The sequence below is a fragment of the Nonomuraea deserti genome (assembly GCF_004348685.1).
Taxonomy (GTDB): Bacteria; Actinomycetota; Actinomycetes; order Streptosporangiales; family Streptosporangiaceae; genus Nonomuraea; species Nonomuraea deserti.
In genome coordinates this window covers 1-16,263 of record NZ_SMKO01000049.1, presented here as the reverse complement: position 1 = coordinate 16,263, position 16,263 = coordinate 1, and the positions used below count along the sequence as shown (strand labels likewise).

The following is a 16,263-nucleotide window of genomic DNA, read 5'->3' as shown; positions in this document are numbered from 1 at the left end:
ATCCATCCCTGTTCGCGGATGCGACGACGTCCACCTCACCCTGCCCGCCGCACACGACTGGAGCATCCGCATGACCGACGATCTCACCCTGCGCGCCGAGACGGCCGGTGACGAGGCAGGCATCAGGGCCGTGACCGCGGCCGCCTTCGACAGGCCGGAGGAGGCCGACCTCGTCGAGGCGCTCCGCCGCGACCCGGCCTGGATCCCCGCCCTGTCCCGGGTGGCGGTCTCCGGCGGCCGCGTCGTCGCCCACGCCCTGCTCACCCGCTGCCACGTCGGCGAGACATCCGCGCTCGCCCTGGGCCCGGTCGCGGTCCTGCCCGAGGTGCAGCGGCAGGGGCTCGGCACGCTGGTCGTCGAGGACGCGCTGCGGGAGGCGCGGGAACGCGGCGGTAGCGCCGTGATCGTGCTCGGGCACCCCGGGTACTACCCCCGTTTCGGCTTCACCATCGCCTCCCGCCACGGCATCGGCGTCGCCTTCGACGTGCCTGACGAGGCGTTGATGGCCCTGTCGCTGGACGGCGCGCCGCTGCCGTCCGGCACGGTCCGCTACGCGCCTCCGTTCGGCGTCTGACGGCGCCGCGGGCGCCGCCCTCATGACGGCGGCGCCCGCGGCGATCAGCGCAGGAACTCGCGCAGCGTCATGGGCGGCCGGCCGCCGTGCCGCTCGATGCTCTCGGTGACCCGGTAGAGCGGATGGTCGCCGGACCCGATGAGGCGGAAGATCGCCCACAGGTGCGTCAGGTGCTCGACCGTGTACGGGTCGCCGTAGACCTTCATGGCCCAGGCCTCCCACTCCTCGGGCGGCACGTCGGCGTACTCCACCCCGAAGGCGTCGGCCACCTCGCCGATCGTCGCCATCTGCCCGGTCACCAGGCACACCGGATCGGCGGGCGCCGGGTCGAGCAGCAGCCCGGCCGCCACCCTGGCCACGTCGGCGCCGGCGACGAGGGGGATCCGCGTGTCGCGCGGCCCCAGCGGGAGCGCCAGCCGGTCACCCTCGGCGGCCACGGCCAGGTTCTCGAAGAACACCGCGGCCCGCAGGTGCACCGCGCCCACGTCGGCCCGGTCGAGGACCTGCTCGGCCACCCAGTGCCGGCGCATGCGGGGCGTCAGCGCCTCGGGCGAGGCGTCCAGCTGCGACACCTCGACGACCCGTTCCAGCCCTTCCTCCCTGGCCGCCGCCGCCAGCACGGCCGTGGCGTCCAGCAGGCCCGCCGTCACCGGGTAGGTGAGGAACGCCCGGCGGACGCCGCGCATGGCCGGCCGTACCGAGGTGATCTCCCGCAGGTCGCCGACCACCACCTCCGCGCCGCGCTCGCGCAGCTCCCCGGCCCGGTGGTCGTCGGAGCGCACGAACGCCCGCACCTGCGCGCCGCGCTCCAGCAGCAGCTCGGCGACGTGCCGGCCGGTGGCTCCCTGCGGCCCGCCGGCCGCGCCCGTCACGAGGATCATCGCTCCTCCGGCAGCGTCAGGGTGAACAGTCCGAGCCGTTCCAGGTCGCGCAGGAACGGTTCGGCGGGGAACGCCTCGGCCGGGCCGTACACGCCGGGGGCCGCGGGGCCGGCGCCGTCGGCCAGGCGCACGGCGGCCTCCACGGAGGTCAGCGCGCTCATCCGCCACAGGTCGCGGCCGCTCGCCTGCCCCGCGCGGCCCCCGCCCTCGGTGATCACCTGCGTGGCCACGGTGAAGTCGGAGCCCGCCCTGGTGGCGGCGTCGACGTGCTCGCTGCTGAACACCTGCTCCTCCTGGAACGTGTGCGCCGTGAGCTGCGCCTCGACCTGCCGTGCCGGCACGTGCCTGGGCACGGTCAGCACCTCGGAGAACGGGACGGGCGCGATCATCGTGCGCGGGCCGAGCGGCGGAGGGAACGGGAAGACGGCGTTGCGCGGCTCGACGTAGCCGACGTGCTGGGCGCCGTCGGTGTAGGTGATGCGCCGGGTGTCGGCGAACAGCAGTTCAGCCGTGCTCTTGGCGCCCGTGGTCAGCCGCCAGCCGCTTACCGCGTACGCGGTGATCACCCGGTCGATGCCCGTCATGCCCGCCGCCACGGCGCCGGCGAGCAGGTCGCCCAGGCCGCCGTAGAAGCTCATCGCCGTGACCATGGTGATGCCCGCCCGCCGGGCCGGCTCGGACATGGCGTCGAACATCCACTTCGTGTGGTGCTGCTCCAGGGCGTGGTCCACGTAGTGGCAGCCGCCCTCGGCCGCGGCGGTGGCGACGGGTCCGCCGGTGTGCGTGAAAGGGCCCGCGCAGTGGACCAGCACGGCGGCACGCTCGGCGAGCCGCCGTAACGCGGCGGGGTCGTCGAGCGCGGCCCGGTGCACGGGCGCGCCGCCGAGCTCGCCGGACAGGGCCTTCAGCCCGCCCTCGTCGCGCCCGGCCAGGATGACCTCCCGGCCGCGGGCATGGAGCTCGGCCGCCACCAGGCGCCCGGTGTGGCCGGTGGCGCCGTAGACGGCGATGTGCTGCGGTGCGGACACGGCTCGCCTCCATGTTTCATACTGAGAGTACGTAACTAGCCTCGAAGTTACGTACCGCGAGTATGCAAGTCAAGGGGAGAGCGATGGCCGGCCGCACGCAGGCAGAGCGTTCGGACGAGACGACAGGGCGGCTGGTGCGGGCCGCTCGCCGGTTGTTCGGCGCCAGGGGATACGCGCCCACGTCGATCGACGCCGTGGCCGCCGCCGCGGGCGTCACCAAAGGGGCCGCCTACCACCACTTCGGCGGCAAGGTCGCGCTGTTCCGCGCCGCGTTCGTGCGCGAGCTGGAGGAGGTCTCCGCCGCGCTGGAACGCGCGGCGGGTGCGGAACAGGAGCCGATGGCGGCGCTGCGGCGCGGTTGCCGCACCTTTCTTGAGCACTGCCTCGACCCGGGGTTCCGGCAGATCGTGCTGCTGGACGCGCCGTCGGTGCTGAGCTGGGAGACCGTCCGGGCGATCGAGCACGATCACCTGCTGCGGGTCCTGCACGACGGCCTGCGCGTGGCGGTCGCGGGGGGCCAGGCCGCGGACGGCGACCTGCCCGTCCGCGCCCGGCTCGTCTTCGGGGCCCTGTGCGAGGGCGGGATGTTGCTGGCCCGCTCCCAGGACCCGGCGGCCGACCTGCCGCGGCTCGCCGCGGAGGCCGACCGTTTCCTGGAGGCCCTCAGGCGTTGATCAGCCGTGCGAGTCGGTGACGGTGCCCTTGAGCGTGGTCTGGCAGGACGGGCCGTTCGGGCCGTCGAAGCGGACGGAGTCGAAGAAGTCGCGGAATGAGGGGTAGAAGTTCCCCATGTCGCGCGGGCTGGTCACCGCGGAGCAGCCGCCGTAGCCGGCCTCGGAGAACAGGTGGATCCACGAGTCGGTACGGTTCCAGTCGGACTTGGCGCGGTCGGCCATGCCCAGGGCGGCGAGGTCGGGGGTGTCGGCGTTGATCTCGATGAGGTCGCCCGTGCCGTCGAGGCCGGAGAACATGCAGTAATAGCCGTCACGGCACCGGTCGTACCCGTCGGCCGCCTGGGCGGGGGTCGCCAGGGCGGCCAGAGCGGCGGCAGCGATCGGTAACGCCAGCATGTGAAGCTTCTTGCCCAATGTTCCTCCATGCTTGAAACTTTCTTTCGGTCCGAACATACATGGCGCGATCTTGTCAGGAAAGGGGTTGATCGACCGGGCTTCGAAGCAGCGCTCCCGTGCAGAGGTCAGCGGTAGCGGGCCTCCAGCAGCACCGCGAGAAAGGCGAGCCGCCGGTCGAGCCGGTCGGCGCTGATCGTGGCCAGGCGGTGGCCCTGGGATCGCATGACCTCCTGATCGCCCGCCAGCCACACGAGCGTGCGCGGAGGGAACGGCGACTCCGGCCCCGCGGCGCTCGCCCCCGGGCCGGCGGCGGTGCTCAGCACGGCCTCGACGAGGGTGCCGGGCAGCAACTCGCGCGCGCTCCTGCCGAGCCGGCCGCCGCTCGGAGACCATCGGTTGCGGCCCTCGATCGCCGCGAACCCGGGCTGCTCGATCCGCCACGCGTGCCCCAGCCTGCCGGGGACGGAGCGGATCGTGCCGATCCGAGCGCCGTGCGCGTCGAGCGCCGCGTAGCCGCCGTCCTCCTGCTCGGCGCCGCACAGTGGCGTCCGGAGCTCGAAGTCCAGGAACAGCCGGAGCGGCCCGTCGCCGGACCGGCCGGCGAACGCGCACGCCTCCCACCCGGACCGGCCCCGCCTCCCGGAGGATCCCCAGAGCACGGTACGGCGCTCGCGCCGCGCCCGCAGTTCCAGGTCGGCGCGGATCTTGACGGGCACGTTCGTCGCCCCCGGCCCCGCGGAGAACCGCCGGACCTCCTGCCACCCCACCACGATCCCCCTTCCGCTCGCCTGCGCCTGTCGCGTCTCCCGGCTCGTCCTCATCCCGCGGTACGGGTGCCGGCGGCGCGCACCGCCCGGGTGCGGGCCGCGAGCTCCGCGTAGCCCTCGCGGGGAGAGCCCAGGCCGACCACGAACCCGGCGGTGCCGGCGTCGGCCCAGCCGCACACCCGCCGCCACGTTCCGGCGAGCTCGCGGGTGGCGCACCACAGGCTGCCCGCCCGCGTGCCGGGGTCGAGCCGCTGGGCGTCCGCCCCGAGCGCCTGCCGGAGGAGGCGGGGCGGGCTCTGCACGGTGCCCTCTCCGCCGAGCACGAAGTACGCGGGGCGCTTCCCGCGGTCGCGCACGTAGGTTGCCGCGGCGTACGTGTCGAGGTGGACGCGGGCCACCCCGGTGAAGGCGGGGCCCACGTCGTTGATCAGGCCGGCGTCGTCGCGGCGCACCAGGTCGCCGGCGCGGTCCGGCAGCGTGAACGCCGTGCGCCCGGCGGCGGCGCCGACGTACCACACCAGCCCGCCGACGATGAGGACCGGCAGCACGACCACCAGCGCGACAGGCAGCAGGACGCCCGTCCTCCGGGGCTGCGCCGCGTCGGCCGCCGGGGTCGCCGGCACCACGCCGAGCAGCGCCTCCACCAGCCCGGCCAGGTCGCGCGTGGCCACCTCGACGGCCGGCCCGCCGGCCAGCACCAGGGGATGGGTCCTGACGCCGAACGGCGCGGCGAAGGCCCCGCCCAGGGGCCTGCCCGACCATCGCGCCTGTCTGGCGAGCAGGCGCAGCCGCGGCCATGGCAGGTCGGGCAGCGGCTCCAGCCGCGCGCGCAACTCGGGCAGGTCGTGGGCCAGAAGGTACAGGTGGTCGCGGCTCAGCCGGTCGACCGGCACGTGGTGCCGTCCCACGCGCAGCTCGGTCCTGGTGACGACGATGCGCCCGAAGTGGCGTACGGACCACATCGCCAGCAGCGCCACCCACGCCGGGATTCCCCAGACGAGTGCGTAGCCCAGCGCGTCAACGACGAACGGCACGTCACCGCGGGCGGGCTGGACGATGGGCATGACGACGGCCAGCGCGATCAGCGCCGCCCAGCACAGCGCGAGCGGCCACCACGGCAGGACGTTCCATCGGTAGAGGATGTCGCCGCGTCTCATCCGCCCGCGCTTCCTTCCCGCAGGGTCGCCTGTAGCCGTCGATCGTAGCCCTGCGTCGAGGCGAACGCGGGCCACGGCCGTCCTGGGCCCGGCGCGGGGATGCGCCGTCCTTAGCAGGGCGCGTCCCTCGCGCCGGAAGGCCGGACGCGGTGACCCGTTGAAACTTTCACCCAGTTCCGTCCTGTTTGCCCAGGTGCCGGTGTGCAGGAGGGCGGGATGGGCCCGGCGCGCCGGATGCGCGGCGGCGAGGCGGCCTAGAGTACTCGTTTGGGAGCGCTCCCAAACGTCGAGCCGAGCCGGAGCAGCGTGCCATGAGAAACTCGCGCAAACAGTGGGCGATCAGGGCGGCCGTGCCGCTGCTCGTCGCCGCGGCCCTGGTCGTCCCCCCGGCGCCCGCCACGGCAGCCGCCTACCGCGACCCCGCCCTGTCCACGGCCGACCGGGTCGATGACCTGATGTCGCGGATGTCGCTGGACGAGAAGCTCGGGCAGATGACCCAGGCCGAGCGCGGCTCGGTCAGCGCCTCCGACGTCACGGCGTACCGGCTCGGCTCGGTGTTGTCGGGCGGCGGGTCCGCGCCGTCGCCCAACACGGCCACCTCGTGGGCGGACATGTACGACGGCTTCCAGAACGCCGCCCTGGCCACGCCGCTGGGCATTCCCATCCTGTACGGCGTGGACGCCGTGCACGGCCACAACAACGTCGTCGGCGCCACGATCTTCCCGCACAACATCGGCCTCGGCGCCACCCGTGACCCCGAGCTGGCCGAGCGGATCGGCCGGGCCGTGGCCGAGGAGGTGTCCGGCACCGGCGTGGACTGGAACTTCGCCCCCTGCCTGTGCGTGGCCCGCGACGACCGGTGGGGCCGCACGTACGAGTCGTTCGGCGAGACGCCGGAGCTGCCCGCGTCCATGGCGACCATCGTTACCGGCTTCCAGGGCACGACGCTGGACGGCCCCGCCTCCGTGCTGGCCACCGCCAAGCACTACCTCGGTGACGGCGGCACAGAGGGCGGCGTCGACCAGGGCGACACCCGGCTCTCCGAGGCCGAGCTGCGGGCGATCCACCTGCCGCCGTTCGAGGCCGCGATCGAGCGCGGCGTCGGCTCGGTGATGGTCTCCTTCAGCAGCTGGAACGGCGCCAAGCTGCACGGCCACCAGTACCTGCTCAGCACGGTGCTCAAGGAGGAGCTGGGCTTCACCGGGTTCGTGGTCTCCGACTGGAACGGCGTGGACCAGATCGACGGCGCCGCCGGCATGTCCGCCCTCGACGTGCGCTCGGCCGTGAACGCCGGCGTCGACATGGTGATGGCGCCCACCGAGTGGCGGCGGTTCATCGACCTGCTGCGCGCCGAGACGCAGGCGGGCCGGGTGCCGCAGGCCAGGATCGACGACGCGGTACGGCGCATCCTCACCAAGAAGGTCGAGCTGGGCCTGTTCGAGAGCCCGCTGACGGACCGGTCGTACACCGCCACCGTCGGCAGCGCGGAGCACCGGGCGCTGGCCCGCGAGGCGGTGGCCAAATCGCAGGTCGTGCTGAAGAACAGCGGGAACGTCCTGCCCCTCGACCGGGGTGGCAGGATCTTCGTGGCCGGCAGGAGCGCCGACGACGTCGGCAACCAGAGCGGCGGCTGGACGATCTCCTGGCAGGGCTCCTCCGGCGACGTCACGCCCGGCACCACCGTCCTGGACGGCATCAGGAACAGCGCGGGCTCGGGCACGACCGTCACCTACAGCCGCGACGGGAACGGCATCGACGGCTCCTACGACGTGGCGGTCGCCGTCATCGGCGAGACGCCGTACGCCGAGGGCCAGGGCGACCGCCCGGGCGGCCTCGGCCTCGACGCCACCGACCTGGACACCCTCGCGACCCTGCGCGCCTCCGGTGTTCCCGTCGTCGTGGTGCTGGTCTCGGGACGCCCGCTCGACATCGCCGCCCAGCTGCCGGGATGGAACGCCCTGGTCGCCGCCTGGCTGCCGGGTACCGAGGGCCAGGGTGTCGCCGACGTGCTGTTCGGCACCGTCCAGCCGACGGGCAAGCTGCCCATGACCTGGATGAGCGGCTTCTCCCAGCAGCCGATCAACTCGGGTGACGGCAAGTCGCCGCTGTTCCCTTACGGCTTCGGGCTGACGTACGAGGCGGCGCAGGACGACACCAGCCCGCCCAGCGCGCCCGGCACGCCGGTCGCCTCGCAGGTCACCTCCTCGTCCGCGCGGCTGACGTGGGCGGCGTCGAGCGACGACGTGGGCGTGACCCGCTACGAGGTCGTACGTGTGGAGAGCTCCGGCGAGACGGCCGTGGCCACGTCCGCCACCGCCTCGGCCACGGTCACCGGCCTGGCGGCGGCCACGGATCACACCTTCGCCGTGTACGCCGAGGACGCGGCGGGCAACCGGTCGCCGCGCTCGGGAACCGTGACCGTGGCCACCACCGGCGGAGGGAGCGGCGCCTGCTCGGTCACCCCGGCCACGCAGAGCCAATGGGGCACCGGGTACGTCATCCAGGCCACCGTGACCAACACCGGCGCCGATTCCGTGGCCGGCTGGAGCGTCACCTTCACCCTGCCGTCCGGCCACACGCTCACCGGGCACTGGAATGTCGAGCTGAGCACCGACGGCCGCCGTGTGACCGCCCGCAACGCCCCGCACAACGGCACGCTCGCTCCCGCCGCCGCCACGTCCTTCGGCTTCCAGGCCACCCGCCCGGACGGCGACGCCGGCCTGCCGTCCGCATACGACTGCACCTGAACCGCACGGTACGCCGCGGCCGGAGTACCGTGCGGCCCGTGGGCGCCCGGACGCGCGGCCAGGCACACGCGCGCTCACGTGCGGCCGCGTGGAGGACTCAGCGGTCCACGTGGAGCCTGCCGAACTCGATCTGCGGCGTCGCGCCGGCGAAGTTGCGGTCGACCTCGGCCCGCTCAGCGCTGCTCGGGTTCGCGTTCGTGCAGCTCACCGGTGCGCTCGACCCCGACATCAGGTCAGAGCACCGGCCGGTGCGCCGGTCCGGCAGGCCCAGGATGTGGCCCATCTCGTGGGCGGCGATGCGCACCGGGTCGTAGCCCTGGCTGGTCGCCTCCCGGCCCATCCAGATCCTGCCACGGCCCAGCCCTGTGGGCAGCGCCCGTGGCCAGCCGTTGTCGGCGTACACGACGAAGTCGGCGGGGGTGCCACGGACGAGCCGGACGTTCGCCACGCTCGAGTTCCAGATCTGCGCCGCCTGGTCCACCGCGCTCACGAACTCGGCCGCGCGGCTCGCGTCGTACCGGAGCACCCTGACCATGGACGTGGCTTGCGCGGGCGAGCTGACCAGCAGGACCGCGAGGCCGATGGCTAAGGAGAGCAGGAGACGGAGGGGTCGTGGCATGAGGGCCTCCTCGGAGGTGGGGGTGCTGCAACGGTATGTGCACCCCGCGCCCCCGGAGAGGTCCCAAAACTCCCCTATTACGGCGGTATGGAGCTACCTGCGGTCGATCAAGGCCTGCGCGTGGGGACGGGTTCGCCGTGCGAACGAACGAGAAGGCCCGGCAAATTGTCGGCGCCCGCCGTCACACTCAAGGCATGCAGGATGAGCCCCTCGAACTCGGCGAGATCGCCGTCTCCAGCCGTAACGCCCACACCGACAAGATGGCGGAGGTCGGCTTCCTGACGGTCGCCAGGCGCCTGCCCTCCCTCGTGCGCCAGGCGATGCGCATGGCCTGGCAGGCGAGCCCGCGCGACGCGGCGGCGGTGATCCTGCTCAGCCTGTTCGGCGGCGTCTTCACGGCGTTCGGGCTGCTGGCCACGACCGGCGTGCTGACGGCGCTCTTCAACGAGGGCCCCACCCCCGACCGCGTGATGGCCGCGCTGCCCAGCCTCGCCCTGGTCGGCGGGGCGGCGGTGCTGCGCACCACGATGCAGGCGGGCGCCGGGTGGGCCCAGTCGCGGCTCACCCCGCAGATCGTCCGGCTCTCCGAGGAGCGGCTCTACGGCCTGACCAGCCGGGTGGAGCTCATCTCCTACGACGACCCGGAGTTCCACGACGCCCTGGAACGCGCCAGGGCCCGCGGTGTCGGGGTGGCCGACTCGGTGGTGTCGTCGGCCGTCGAGGTGGTCACGGCCGCCGTCGGCATCGCCGCCGCGGCGGGCGTGCTGGGCGTGCTGCACCCGGTGCTGCTGCCGCTCCTCCTGCTCGCGGTGCTGCCCGACGCGTGGGCCGCGGTCCGCAGCGCGCGCATGCGCTATTCGACTCTCTTCGGCCTGATCGCGGCCCGCCGCCGCAAGTGGATCATCGCCGAGCTGCTGGCCCAGCGGGAGCCCGCGGCCGAGGTGCGCTCGTTCACCATGCGCGGCTTCCTGCTGCGCATGTACGACGCCGTGGCCAGGGCCGAGCAGGACGTCATGCTGCGGCTGGCCCGGCGGCAGATGGTCACCAGGCTCGCGGGCGAGGCCATGGGCGGCATCGGCACGGCGCTGGTCTACGTCGCCCTCGGCATCCTGCTGGCCGTGGCCGCGATCCCGCTGGCGGTCGCGGGCACCGCGGTGCTCGCCATCCGATCCGGCCAGACCTCGCTCGGCAACCTGATGTACGCCACCAACCGCCTCTACGAGCAGGGCCTCTACTTCACCGACTTCCTGGAGTTCTGCGCCCAGGCCGAGGAGCGCCTGACCCGGCCGCGCCCGGCCGCCGTCCCCGACGGCTTCGAGCGCATCGTGGCCGACAAGGTGACCTTCACCTATCCGGGCGCGGAGCAACCGGCCCTGCGCGAGGTGTCCGTCGAGATCAAACAGGGCGAGATCATCGCCTTCGTCGGCGAGAACGGCTCCGGCAAGACCACCCTCGCCAAGATCCTTTCCGGCCTGTACGAACCCGACACCGGCACCATCCTGTGGGACGACACCGACCTGCGCGAGGTCGACCCCGACCAGCTCCGCACCCGCACCGCCGTCATCGCCCAGGACCACACCCGCTGGCCCCTGACCGCCCGCTACAACATCACCATGGGCACCGGCAAGGGCGAGCAGGCCCTGCACCAGGCCGCCACCGTCGCCGGCGCCGACGAGGTCATCGCCCGCCTCCCCCACGGCTACCACACCTGGCTCGACCGCCGCTTCAAAGACGGCCACGAACTGTCCGGCGGCCAATGGCAGCGCATCGCCGTCGCCCGCGGCTTCCACCGCGACGCCGACCTGCTCATCTGCGACGAACCCACCGCCGCCCTCGACGCCCGCGCCGAACACGCCCTGTTCGAACGCATCCGCACCCACGCCGACGGCCGCACCGTCCTGCTCATCACCCACCGCCTGGCCAGCGTCCGCTACGCCGACCGCATCTACGTCCTCGACCGCGGCACGGTCACCGAACAAGGCGACCACGACACCCTCATGACACTCAACGGCCTCTACGCCGACCTCTACACCCTCCAGGCCTCCGCCTACCGCTGACCGCGGTCTCGTCGCCGAATCCGCGTCTCCATGCGCAACGTATGCTCGGTCACACTCACGGAGTGGCAGGGGATCGTGCTCGTGATCCGGGCCCGTCGCACCGAGGTTCGGCAGCGGGGCAGACGATGGACCTTGCGTCCTGCTGGGCACGGGAAGGATGGACGATCGTGATTCGGGTGTTGCTGGCGGAGGACATGGAGCTCGTCCGCGGGGCCATCGCCGCGCTGCTGGGGTTGGAGAGTGATCTGACGGTGGTCGCTGAGGTGGCCTCGGGGGACGCGGCGGTGGCGGCGGCCCTGGAGCACCGGCCGGACGCGGCGGTGCTCGACGTGCACATGCCGGGTGAGCTGGATGGGCTCGCCGCGGCCGGTGTGCTGGCGGAGCGGCTGCCCGAGTGCCGGGTGGTGATCCTCACGTCGCTGGGGCGGCCGGAGACGTTGCGTCGGGCGCTGGCGTCCAAGGCCAGCGGGTTCATGCTCAAGGACGCGCCCCCCGAGCAGCTGGCGGAGGCGATCCGCAGGGTGGTCGCGGGAGAGCGCGTGCTCGACCCGGAGCTGGCCGCACAGGCGATCATGAGCAAGCCGAACCCTCTGAGCGACCGGGAGATCGGGGTGCTCCGGATGGCGGCAGGCGGCATGGAGCTCACGGAGATCGCCTCGACGCTGTACCTGTCGAAGGGCACGGTGCGCAACTACCTGGGAGCGATCGTCACCAAGCTAGGTGCGCGCAACCGTCTCGACGCCGTCCGCATCGCGACCGAAGCCGGTTGGCTGTAGGACGAGGAGCTCGTACCCTCCGGGAACGCGGGAGGCGCGCAGGGTGCCGCCGTGGGCGCTCACCCGCTGGGTCAGATTGCGCAGGCCCTGGCCGGGCGAGGCGGCGTCGGTGCCGGCGACGCCGTCGTTGGTGATCCGCAGGCGTGCGGTCGCGTCCTGCGAGGTGAGCTCGATGCGGCAGAGCCGGGCACGGCTGTGGCGCAGGACGTTGGTGACCGCCTCGCGCAGCACCGTGGCCAGCAGCGCGTCGACGTCAGAGGGGAGCGCGACGATGGGATCGGCGTGGACGCCGGCTCCCGCGGTGGACAACACCTCACGGGCGGAGGCCAGCTCGGTCGCCAGCGACAACGTCTGCCCGCTGTCGCGGGGGATGGCGGCCACGTCGGCGATGGCACGCTCGGCGATGCGGGTGATGTCGGCGAGTTGCTCGGCGCTCCGCTCAGGCACCCGGACGGCCAGCTCCCCCTTCACCACGATGGCCGACAGGCTGTAGCCGAGCAGATCGTGGACATCACGGGCGATGCGGCGGCGCTCCCTCTCCAGCGCGATCCCGGCCAGCGCCAGGCGGGCCTGGCGAACCTGGGCGACCATGCCGGTGTGCAGGGCCAGGCCATGGAACATGACCGCGATGGCGAGCGCGTTGAACGTCCAGTAAAGATTCTCCGGCGGAGCGACGCCGCGTAGTGCCATCGCGACGGCGGTCGCCGCCAGCACGGCGCCGACCGCGGGGAATGCCGCCCAGCGGGTCCACAAGATGAGAAGCGAGCCGGCGGCGAAGCCGATCAGCTGCGGGTAGGGACGCTCAGGGAAGAACAGCGGCGCCAGGGCGAGGGAAAGTTGCAGCGGGAGCGTCCATCCCGCGTACGCGGGCCGGACGCCGGGCGGCCGGGGCCATGAGTGGCGCAGTTGCAGGCCCGTGACCCCGGCCAGGATCAGGAGGCTGAGGGCCAGGACGGCGGGAGGCAGCGCCGCACGCCACAAGAACACCGCAGAGACGATCAGGAATCCCAGGTGCGCGGTCACCAGGATGGGGAGCGCGAGCCGGGGTGTGAGGTCGTCGAAGGGCGGCTGGGCCGGGGCTGGGGAGCCTGCCTGGCACGCCCGGCGGCCCGGCGGGCCAGGGCGACGATCTCGCCGGTACGCCCCCGCGCCGCCAGGGCGGTGATCGCCGACAGGCTGGAGCCCAGGACGCTTTCCAGCTCGTGTGAGGCCCGCTCGCGTTCTTCGGCGACCGACGCCTCGGCCAGTTCGTGGCGGGCGGCGTGCAGTTCGGTGCGCAGGTCGTTCAGCCGGGTGACGCCGAACACCACCAGGCCCTGGGTGAGCGCGTTCACCATGGCGTTCACGCAGGTGTAGGCGTCGGCCGTGTGGAGCAGCCCGGTGACGGCCACAACGGCTCCGGTCAGCACCCAGCGCGCAGGGCCGCGCACGATCAGGAGCACGGAGGCGGCGAGCAGCCCGGGAGCACCCTGCCCGGCCCAGACGAACAACAGGGCCTGCGCGACGAGGGTCCACGGGCCGATCAGGCGGCGCGGGCGCGGCAGGCTGTGCACGACCTGCAGGATCACCATGACGATCGCGGGAACGCCGGGCAGCGGCGCCAGCGGATCGAACGCCACCCCGGCCAGGACCACCAGGATGATCACCACGGCGAATCATACCGATATGTCGGGATCGTGCGTTTCGTCAAGGGTACCGGTGTCCCTGACACTGGTCCTATATCACCCCAGGTCGGCAGGGTTGTCCTCATGAAAGCGCACCTCCCCCGCATCCTGGCCACGGCACTGGCCGGCACCGTGATCCTCTCACCAGCCGCTGCCACGGCATCCGCGAGGCCGGTCACGCCGAAGACCGACCTGTCCGGACTGGCCGAGATGGTCGACCGGATCGTACCCGAGCAACTGGCCAAGGACCGCATTCCTGGCGCGGCGGTCGTCGTGGTCTCCGGCGGGCGTACGGTCCTCGCCAAGGGATACGGTGTCGCCGACGTGGCCACGCGCCGACCGGTCGACCCCCGGCGCACCGGCTTCTTCACCGGGTCGCTCGCCAAGCTGTTCACCGCCACGGCCGCGCTGCAACTCGTGGACGACGGCAAGCTCGACCTGCGAGCGGACGTCAACAGGTACCTGACCACGTTCAAGATCAAGGATTCCTTCCCAGGGCGGCCGGTCACCCTGGAACACCTCCTGACCTACACGGCAGGCTTCGACGACGACATCGTCGGGCTCGCCGAGGCCGATCCGGAAGACGTCGGCTCCCTGGCGGACAGCCTGGCCGACCGGCAACCGCGGCGGGTACGCCCGCCCGGCATGCGCGTCGCCTACGACAACTACGGTATGGCGCTGGCCGGCCACCTCGTGGAGTCCGCCTCAGGGCAACCGTTCGCGCAGTACGTCGAGCAGCACGTTCTCAAGCCGCTCGGCATGAACGCCACCAGCCTGGCCGTGCCGCACGCCGCGGCACTCGACGCCGACCTCGCCGGCGCCTACCGCCCGAGCGCGGATGGCTACGCCACCGTCAAGGGCCAGTACGGCCCTTGGGCCCCCACGGGAACCGGCCCCGTCTCCACCCCCGCCGACATGGGCCGCTTCATGCTCGCCCAGCTCGGCGACGATCCGCGCGTGGGTGAGAACGTCGCCCGCCGCCTTCAGGAGCAGCACTATGCCCAGGACCCACGCATCCCGGGTATGGGATACGCCTTCGAGCAGCGCTCGCGCAACGGCCACCGGATCGTCTACAAGGATGGCGAGGTGCCCGGCCACCAGAACGTCATGGCTCTGCTCCCGGAGCAGGACATCGGGGTTTACGTCGTCTTCAACGGCGACGGCGTCGGCCGGGTTGCGGGCTGGAACGGCCAGAGCCTCGTCAATCGGATCATCGACGAGTACTTGCCCGCGAAATCGGCCAGCGCGCGGACCGTCTCCGGCGGGGACACGACGCGCTACGCCGGCACCTACCGCTCCACCCGCACCAGCCGGACCAGCCTCATGAAGGTCAGCACGCTGTTCGCCACGCCAAGCGTGCAGGCAAACGCCGACGGCACTCTCACCACCACTGGCCTCTCGCCGGACCCGGAAAAGACGACCCAGCACTGGGTACCCATCGGGCCAGGTCTCTTCCAGGAGCGCGATGGCCAGGCGAAGATCGCCTTCGACGACGAGGGCACGCTGTCCAGCTCGATGAACCCTTCCGAGGCGCTGGAGAAGCTGGCCTGGTCCGACGAGCCGATGCCGCATATGGTCCTGTCGGGCCTCAGCGCCCTGGTGTTCGTGCTCGCCTTCCTCGCCCTGCCGATCACCGCCTTGGTCCGAGCCCTGCGCGGGCGTTCCCGTGCCGGCGCCCGGCCTCACCCGGCCGGTGCCCGTGCCGCCCGGCTGCTGGCCTGGATCACCGCCGCGCTGGTGACGGTCTTCGTCGGCGGGATCGCCACGACCATGTCCGACCCGAACGTGGTCATGGAGCTGACCGCTCTCTACGCGCCCCCGCTCGCCGTGCTGCCGATCGTCGCCACGGCCGGGCTCGTGCTCTCCGTCCTGGTCGCCGGCTGCGCGGTGGCGGCCTGGGCGAAGGGCTGGTGGGGCCGGCCAGGACGGCTGTGCTACACGGCGGTCGCACTGGCCGGTGTGGCGTTCTTCAAGATCGCCATGACCTACAACCTCCTCGCCCTGCCGTTCCCGACGAACTGACGACCGAGGTGCCCCTGGCCGCGTTCCGCATCAGTGCGCATCAAGCGCGGATTCCGGTGTCTCCGCAGCAACACGTGCTTACGCACCCCTGTATCTCAGCCGACGGTGACGTCGAGGAAGATGGGCCTCTTGCCGGCGAGCAGGGGAGTGCCGTCCTCGTCGGTCATCTTCCAGAAGATCTTGCAGCGGCCGGGGGAGTCGGCGGCGCGCACGCGTACGGTGATGTCGACCGTCTCCCCGGGCAGCACCGGTCCGATCCCGACCCGTTCCGGCGCCTTGCACGGGGTGTCGTTCATGCGGGTCAGGTAGCGGTCGTGCCACGGGACGGTGCCCGCGTTGCGGATGCGCCAGACCTTGTCGAAAGCGGTGCCCCGTTCGACCACGCTCCCGTCGGGGAAGGTCACGTCCCCCTCGAAGGCGGAGTCGTCGCGCGGCGAGACGGTCTGCGCCGGGGTGATCCGGGCCGTGGGCTCGTTCTCGTCGCTCTGTCCGAGCAGCGGCAGCACCCAGCCGAGCAGGATGGCGGCGACACCGACCACGCCGGTCGCCACGGCGAGCACGGTCGCCTTCCTGACCGGTGGCGTGCGGCGAGCGCCCGGTCTCGGGCCGGAGGACGGTTCCGTGCCTGCGGAACCATCAGACGGAGCGGCACCACCGGACGGCGCAGGACCGTCGGGGGGCCGTGCGGAACCATCGGGCGGTGCACCGGACGGTGAGGACCGATCGGTCGGTGTGGAGCCCACGGGCTGCGAGGAGCCTCCGGGCTGCGTGGAGCCGTCGAGCGGTGGGGCCCCGCCGGGCTGCGAGGAGCCACCGGGTGGTGAGGAGGCGCCGGACTGGGTGGCGCCGCCGGATTGCGACCGCCCGCCGGGCTGCGGCGAGCGAGCGGGGTCTGTGGGGG

The 16,263-nt window shown here is 72.7% G+C and carries 15 protein-coding genes; 6 read left to right on the top strand and 9 right to left on the bottom strand.

What is annotated here, in order from left to right:
• The first annotated feature begins 70 nt into the window (after window positions 1-70).
• A complete protein-coding gene (locus tag E1292_RS19775; protein WP_132596704.1) occupies window positions 71-574 on the top strand; it encodes a GNAT family N-acetyltransferase in 504 nt (167 codons plus the stop codon).
• A gap of 44 nt (window positions 575-618) precedes the next feature.
• Here E1292_RS19775 and E1292_RS19770 read toward each other — a convergent pair whose 3' ends face one another.
• Together E1292_RS19770 and E1292_RS19765 are read right to left on the bottom strand one after the other, a co-directional pair.
• Window positions 619-1,455, bottom strand: a complete 837-nt coding sequence (locus E1292_RS19770) for an NAD(P)H-binding protein (protein WP_132596703.1) — start codon at window positions 1,453-1,455, stop codon at window positions 619-621.
• Window positions 1,452-2,483, bottom strand: a complete 1,032-nt coding sequence (locus E1292_RS19765) for a saccharopine dehydrogenase NADP-binding domain-containing protein (protein ID WP_220446945.1) — start codon at window positions 2,481-2,483, stop codon at window positions 1,452-1,454. Before E1292_RS19765 ends, E1292_RS19770 begins: the two co-directional genes overlap by 4 nt.
• A gap of 83 nt (window positions 2,484-2,566) precedes the next feature.
• Between E1292_RS19765 and E1292_RS19760 the strand changes: the two genes are divergently transcribed.
• Window positions 2,567-3,157 carry a TetR/AcrR family transcriptional regulator gene (locus E1292_RS19760; protein WP_165974637.1) on the top strand — a complete coding sequence of 197 codons (591 nt, stop codon included), beginning with the start codon at window positions 2,567-2,569 and terminating at the stop codon, window positions 3,155-3,157.
• Here E1292_RS19760 and E1292_RS19755 read toward each other — a convergent pair whose 3' ends face one another.
• The 3 genes from E1292_RS19755 to E1292_RS19745 all read right to left on the bottom strand — a co-directional run bounded on the left by E1292_RS19755 (window position 3,158) and on the right by E1292_RS19745 (window position 5,477).
• Window positions 3,158-3,553: a peptidase inhibitor family I36 protein gene (locus E1292_RS19755; RefSeq protein ID WP_246090213.1), complete on the bottom strand. Its 396-nt coding sequence runs from the start codon at window positions 3,551-3,553 to the stop codon at window positions 3,158-3,160.
• Between the two features lie 125 nt (window positions 3,554-3,678).
• Complete coding sequence (locus E1292_RS19750) at window positions 3,679-4,323, bottom strand: hypothetical protein (protein WP_132596700.1); 645 nt, start codon at window positions 4,321-4,323, stop codon at window positions 3,679-3,681.
• A 47-nt stretch (window positions 4,324-4,370) separates the two neighbouring features.
• Window positions 4,371-5,477: a hypothetical protein gene (locus E1292_RS19745; RefSeq protein WP_132596699.1), complete on the bottom strand. Its 1,107-nt coding sequence runs from the start codon at window positions 5,475-5,477 to the stop codon at window positions 4,371-4,373.
• A 311-nt stretch (window positions 5,478-5,788) separates the two neighbouring features.
• Between E1292_RS19745 and E1292_RS19740 the strand changes: the two genes are divergently transcribed.
• On the top strand, window positions 5,789-8,224 hold the full coding sequence (locus E1292_RS19740; RefSeq protein WP_181958263.1) for a glycoside hydrolase family 3 N-terminal domain-containing protein: 2,436 nt from the start codon (window positions 5,789-5,791) through the stop codon (window positions 8,222-8,224).
• 97 nt (window positions 8,225-8,321) lie between these two features.
• On the opposite strand, the gene E1292_RS19735 is transcribed toward E1292_RS19740, so the two are convergent.
• A complete protein-coding gene (locus tag E1292_RS19735) occupies window positions 8,322-8,843 on the bottom strand; it encodes a snapalysin family zinc-dependent metalloprotease (RefSeq protein ID WP_132596698.1) in 522 nt (173 codons plus the stop codon).
• Between the two features lie 194 nt (window positions 8,844-9,037).
• Here E1292_RS19735 and E1292_RS19730 point away from each other — a divergent pair, with 194 nt between their 5' ends.
• On the top strand, window positions 9,038-10,900 hold the full coding sequence (locus tag E1292_RS19730; RefSeq protein ID WP_132596697.1) for an ABC transporter ATP-binding protein: 1,863 nt from the start codon (window positions 9,038-9,040) through the stop codon (window positions 10,898-10,900).
• A gap of 167 nt (window positions 10,901-11,067) precedes the next feature.
• A complete protein-coding gene (locus E1292_RS19725; protein ID WP_132596696.1) occupies window positions 11,068-11,676 on the top strand; it encodes a response regulator transcription factor in 609 nt (202 codons plus the stop codon).
• On the opposite strand, the gene E1292_RS51225 is transcribed toward E1292_RS19725, so the two are convergent.
• Entirely contained in the window at window positions 11,617-12,663 is a 1,047-nt protein-coding gene (locus E1292_RS51225; RefSeq protein ID WP_165974636.1) for a sensor histidine kinase, read from the bottom strand. The two genes, E1292_RS19725 and E1292_RS51225, sit on opposite strands and share 60 nt — an antisense overlap.
• A gap of 32 nt (window positions 12,664-12,695) precedes the next feature.
• Window positions 12,696-13,325, bottom strand: a complete 630-nt coding sequence (locus E1292_RS51220; RefSeq protein WP_165974635.1) for a hypothetical protein — start codon at window positions 13,323-13,325, stop codon at window positions 12,696-12,698.
• Window positions 13,326-13,352: 27 nt separating this feature from the next.
• Here E1292_RS51220 and E1292_RS19715 point away from each other — a divergent pair, with 27 nt between their 5' ends.
• Window positions 13,353-15,362, top strand: a complete 2,010-nt coding sequence (locus E1292_RS19715; RefSeq protein WP_246090212.1) for a serine hydrolase domain-containing protein — start codon at window positions 13,353-13,355, stop codon at window positions 15,360-15,362.
• 95 nt (window positions 15,363-15,457) lie between these two features.
• On the opposite strand, the gene E1292_RS19710 is transcribed toward E1292_RS19715, so the two are convergent.
• The gene (locus tag E1292_RS19710; protein ID WP_165974634.1) at window positions 15,458-15,922 is read right to left on the bottom strand and encodes an NBR1-Ig-like domain-containing protein; all 465 of its coding nucleotides are present in this window, start codon (window positions 15,920-15,922) and stop codon (window positions 15,458-15,460) included.
• Window positions 15,923-16,263: the final 341 nt, after the last annotated feature.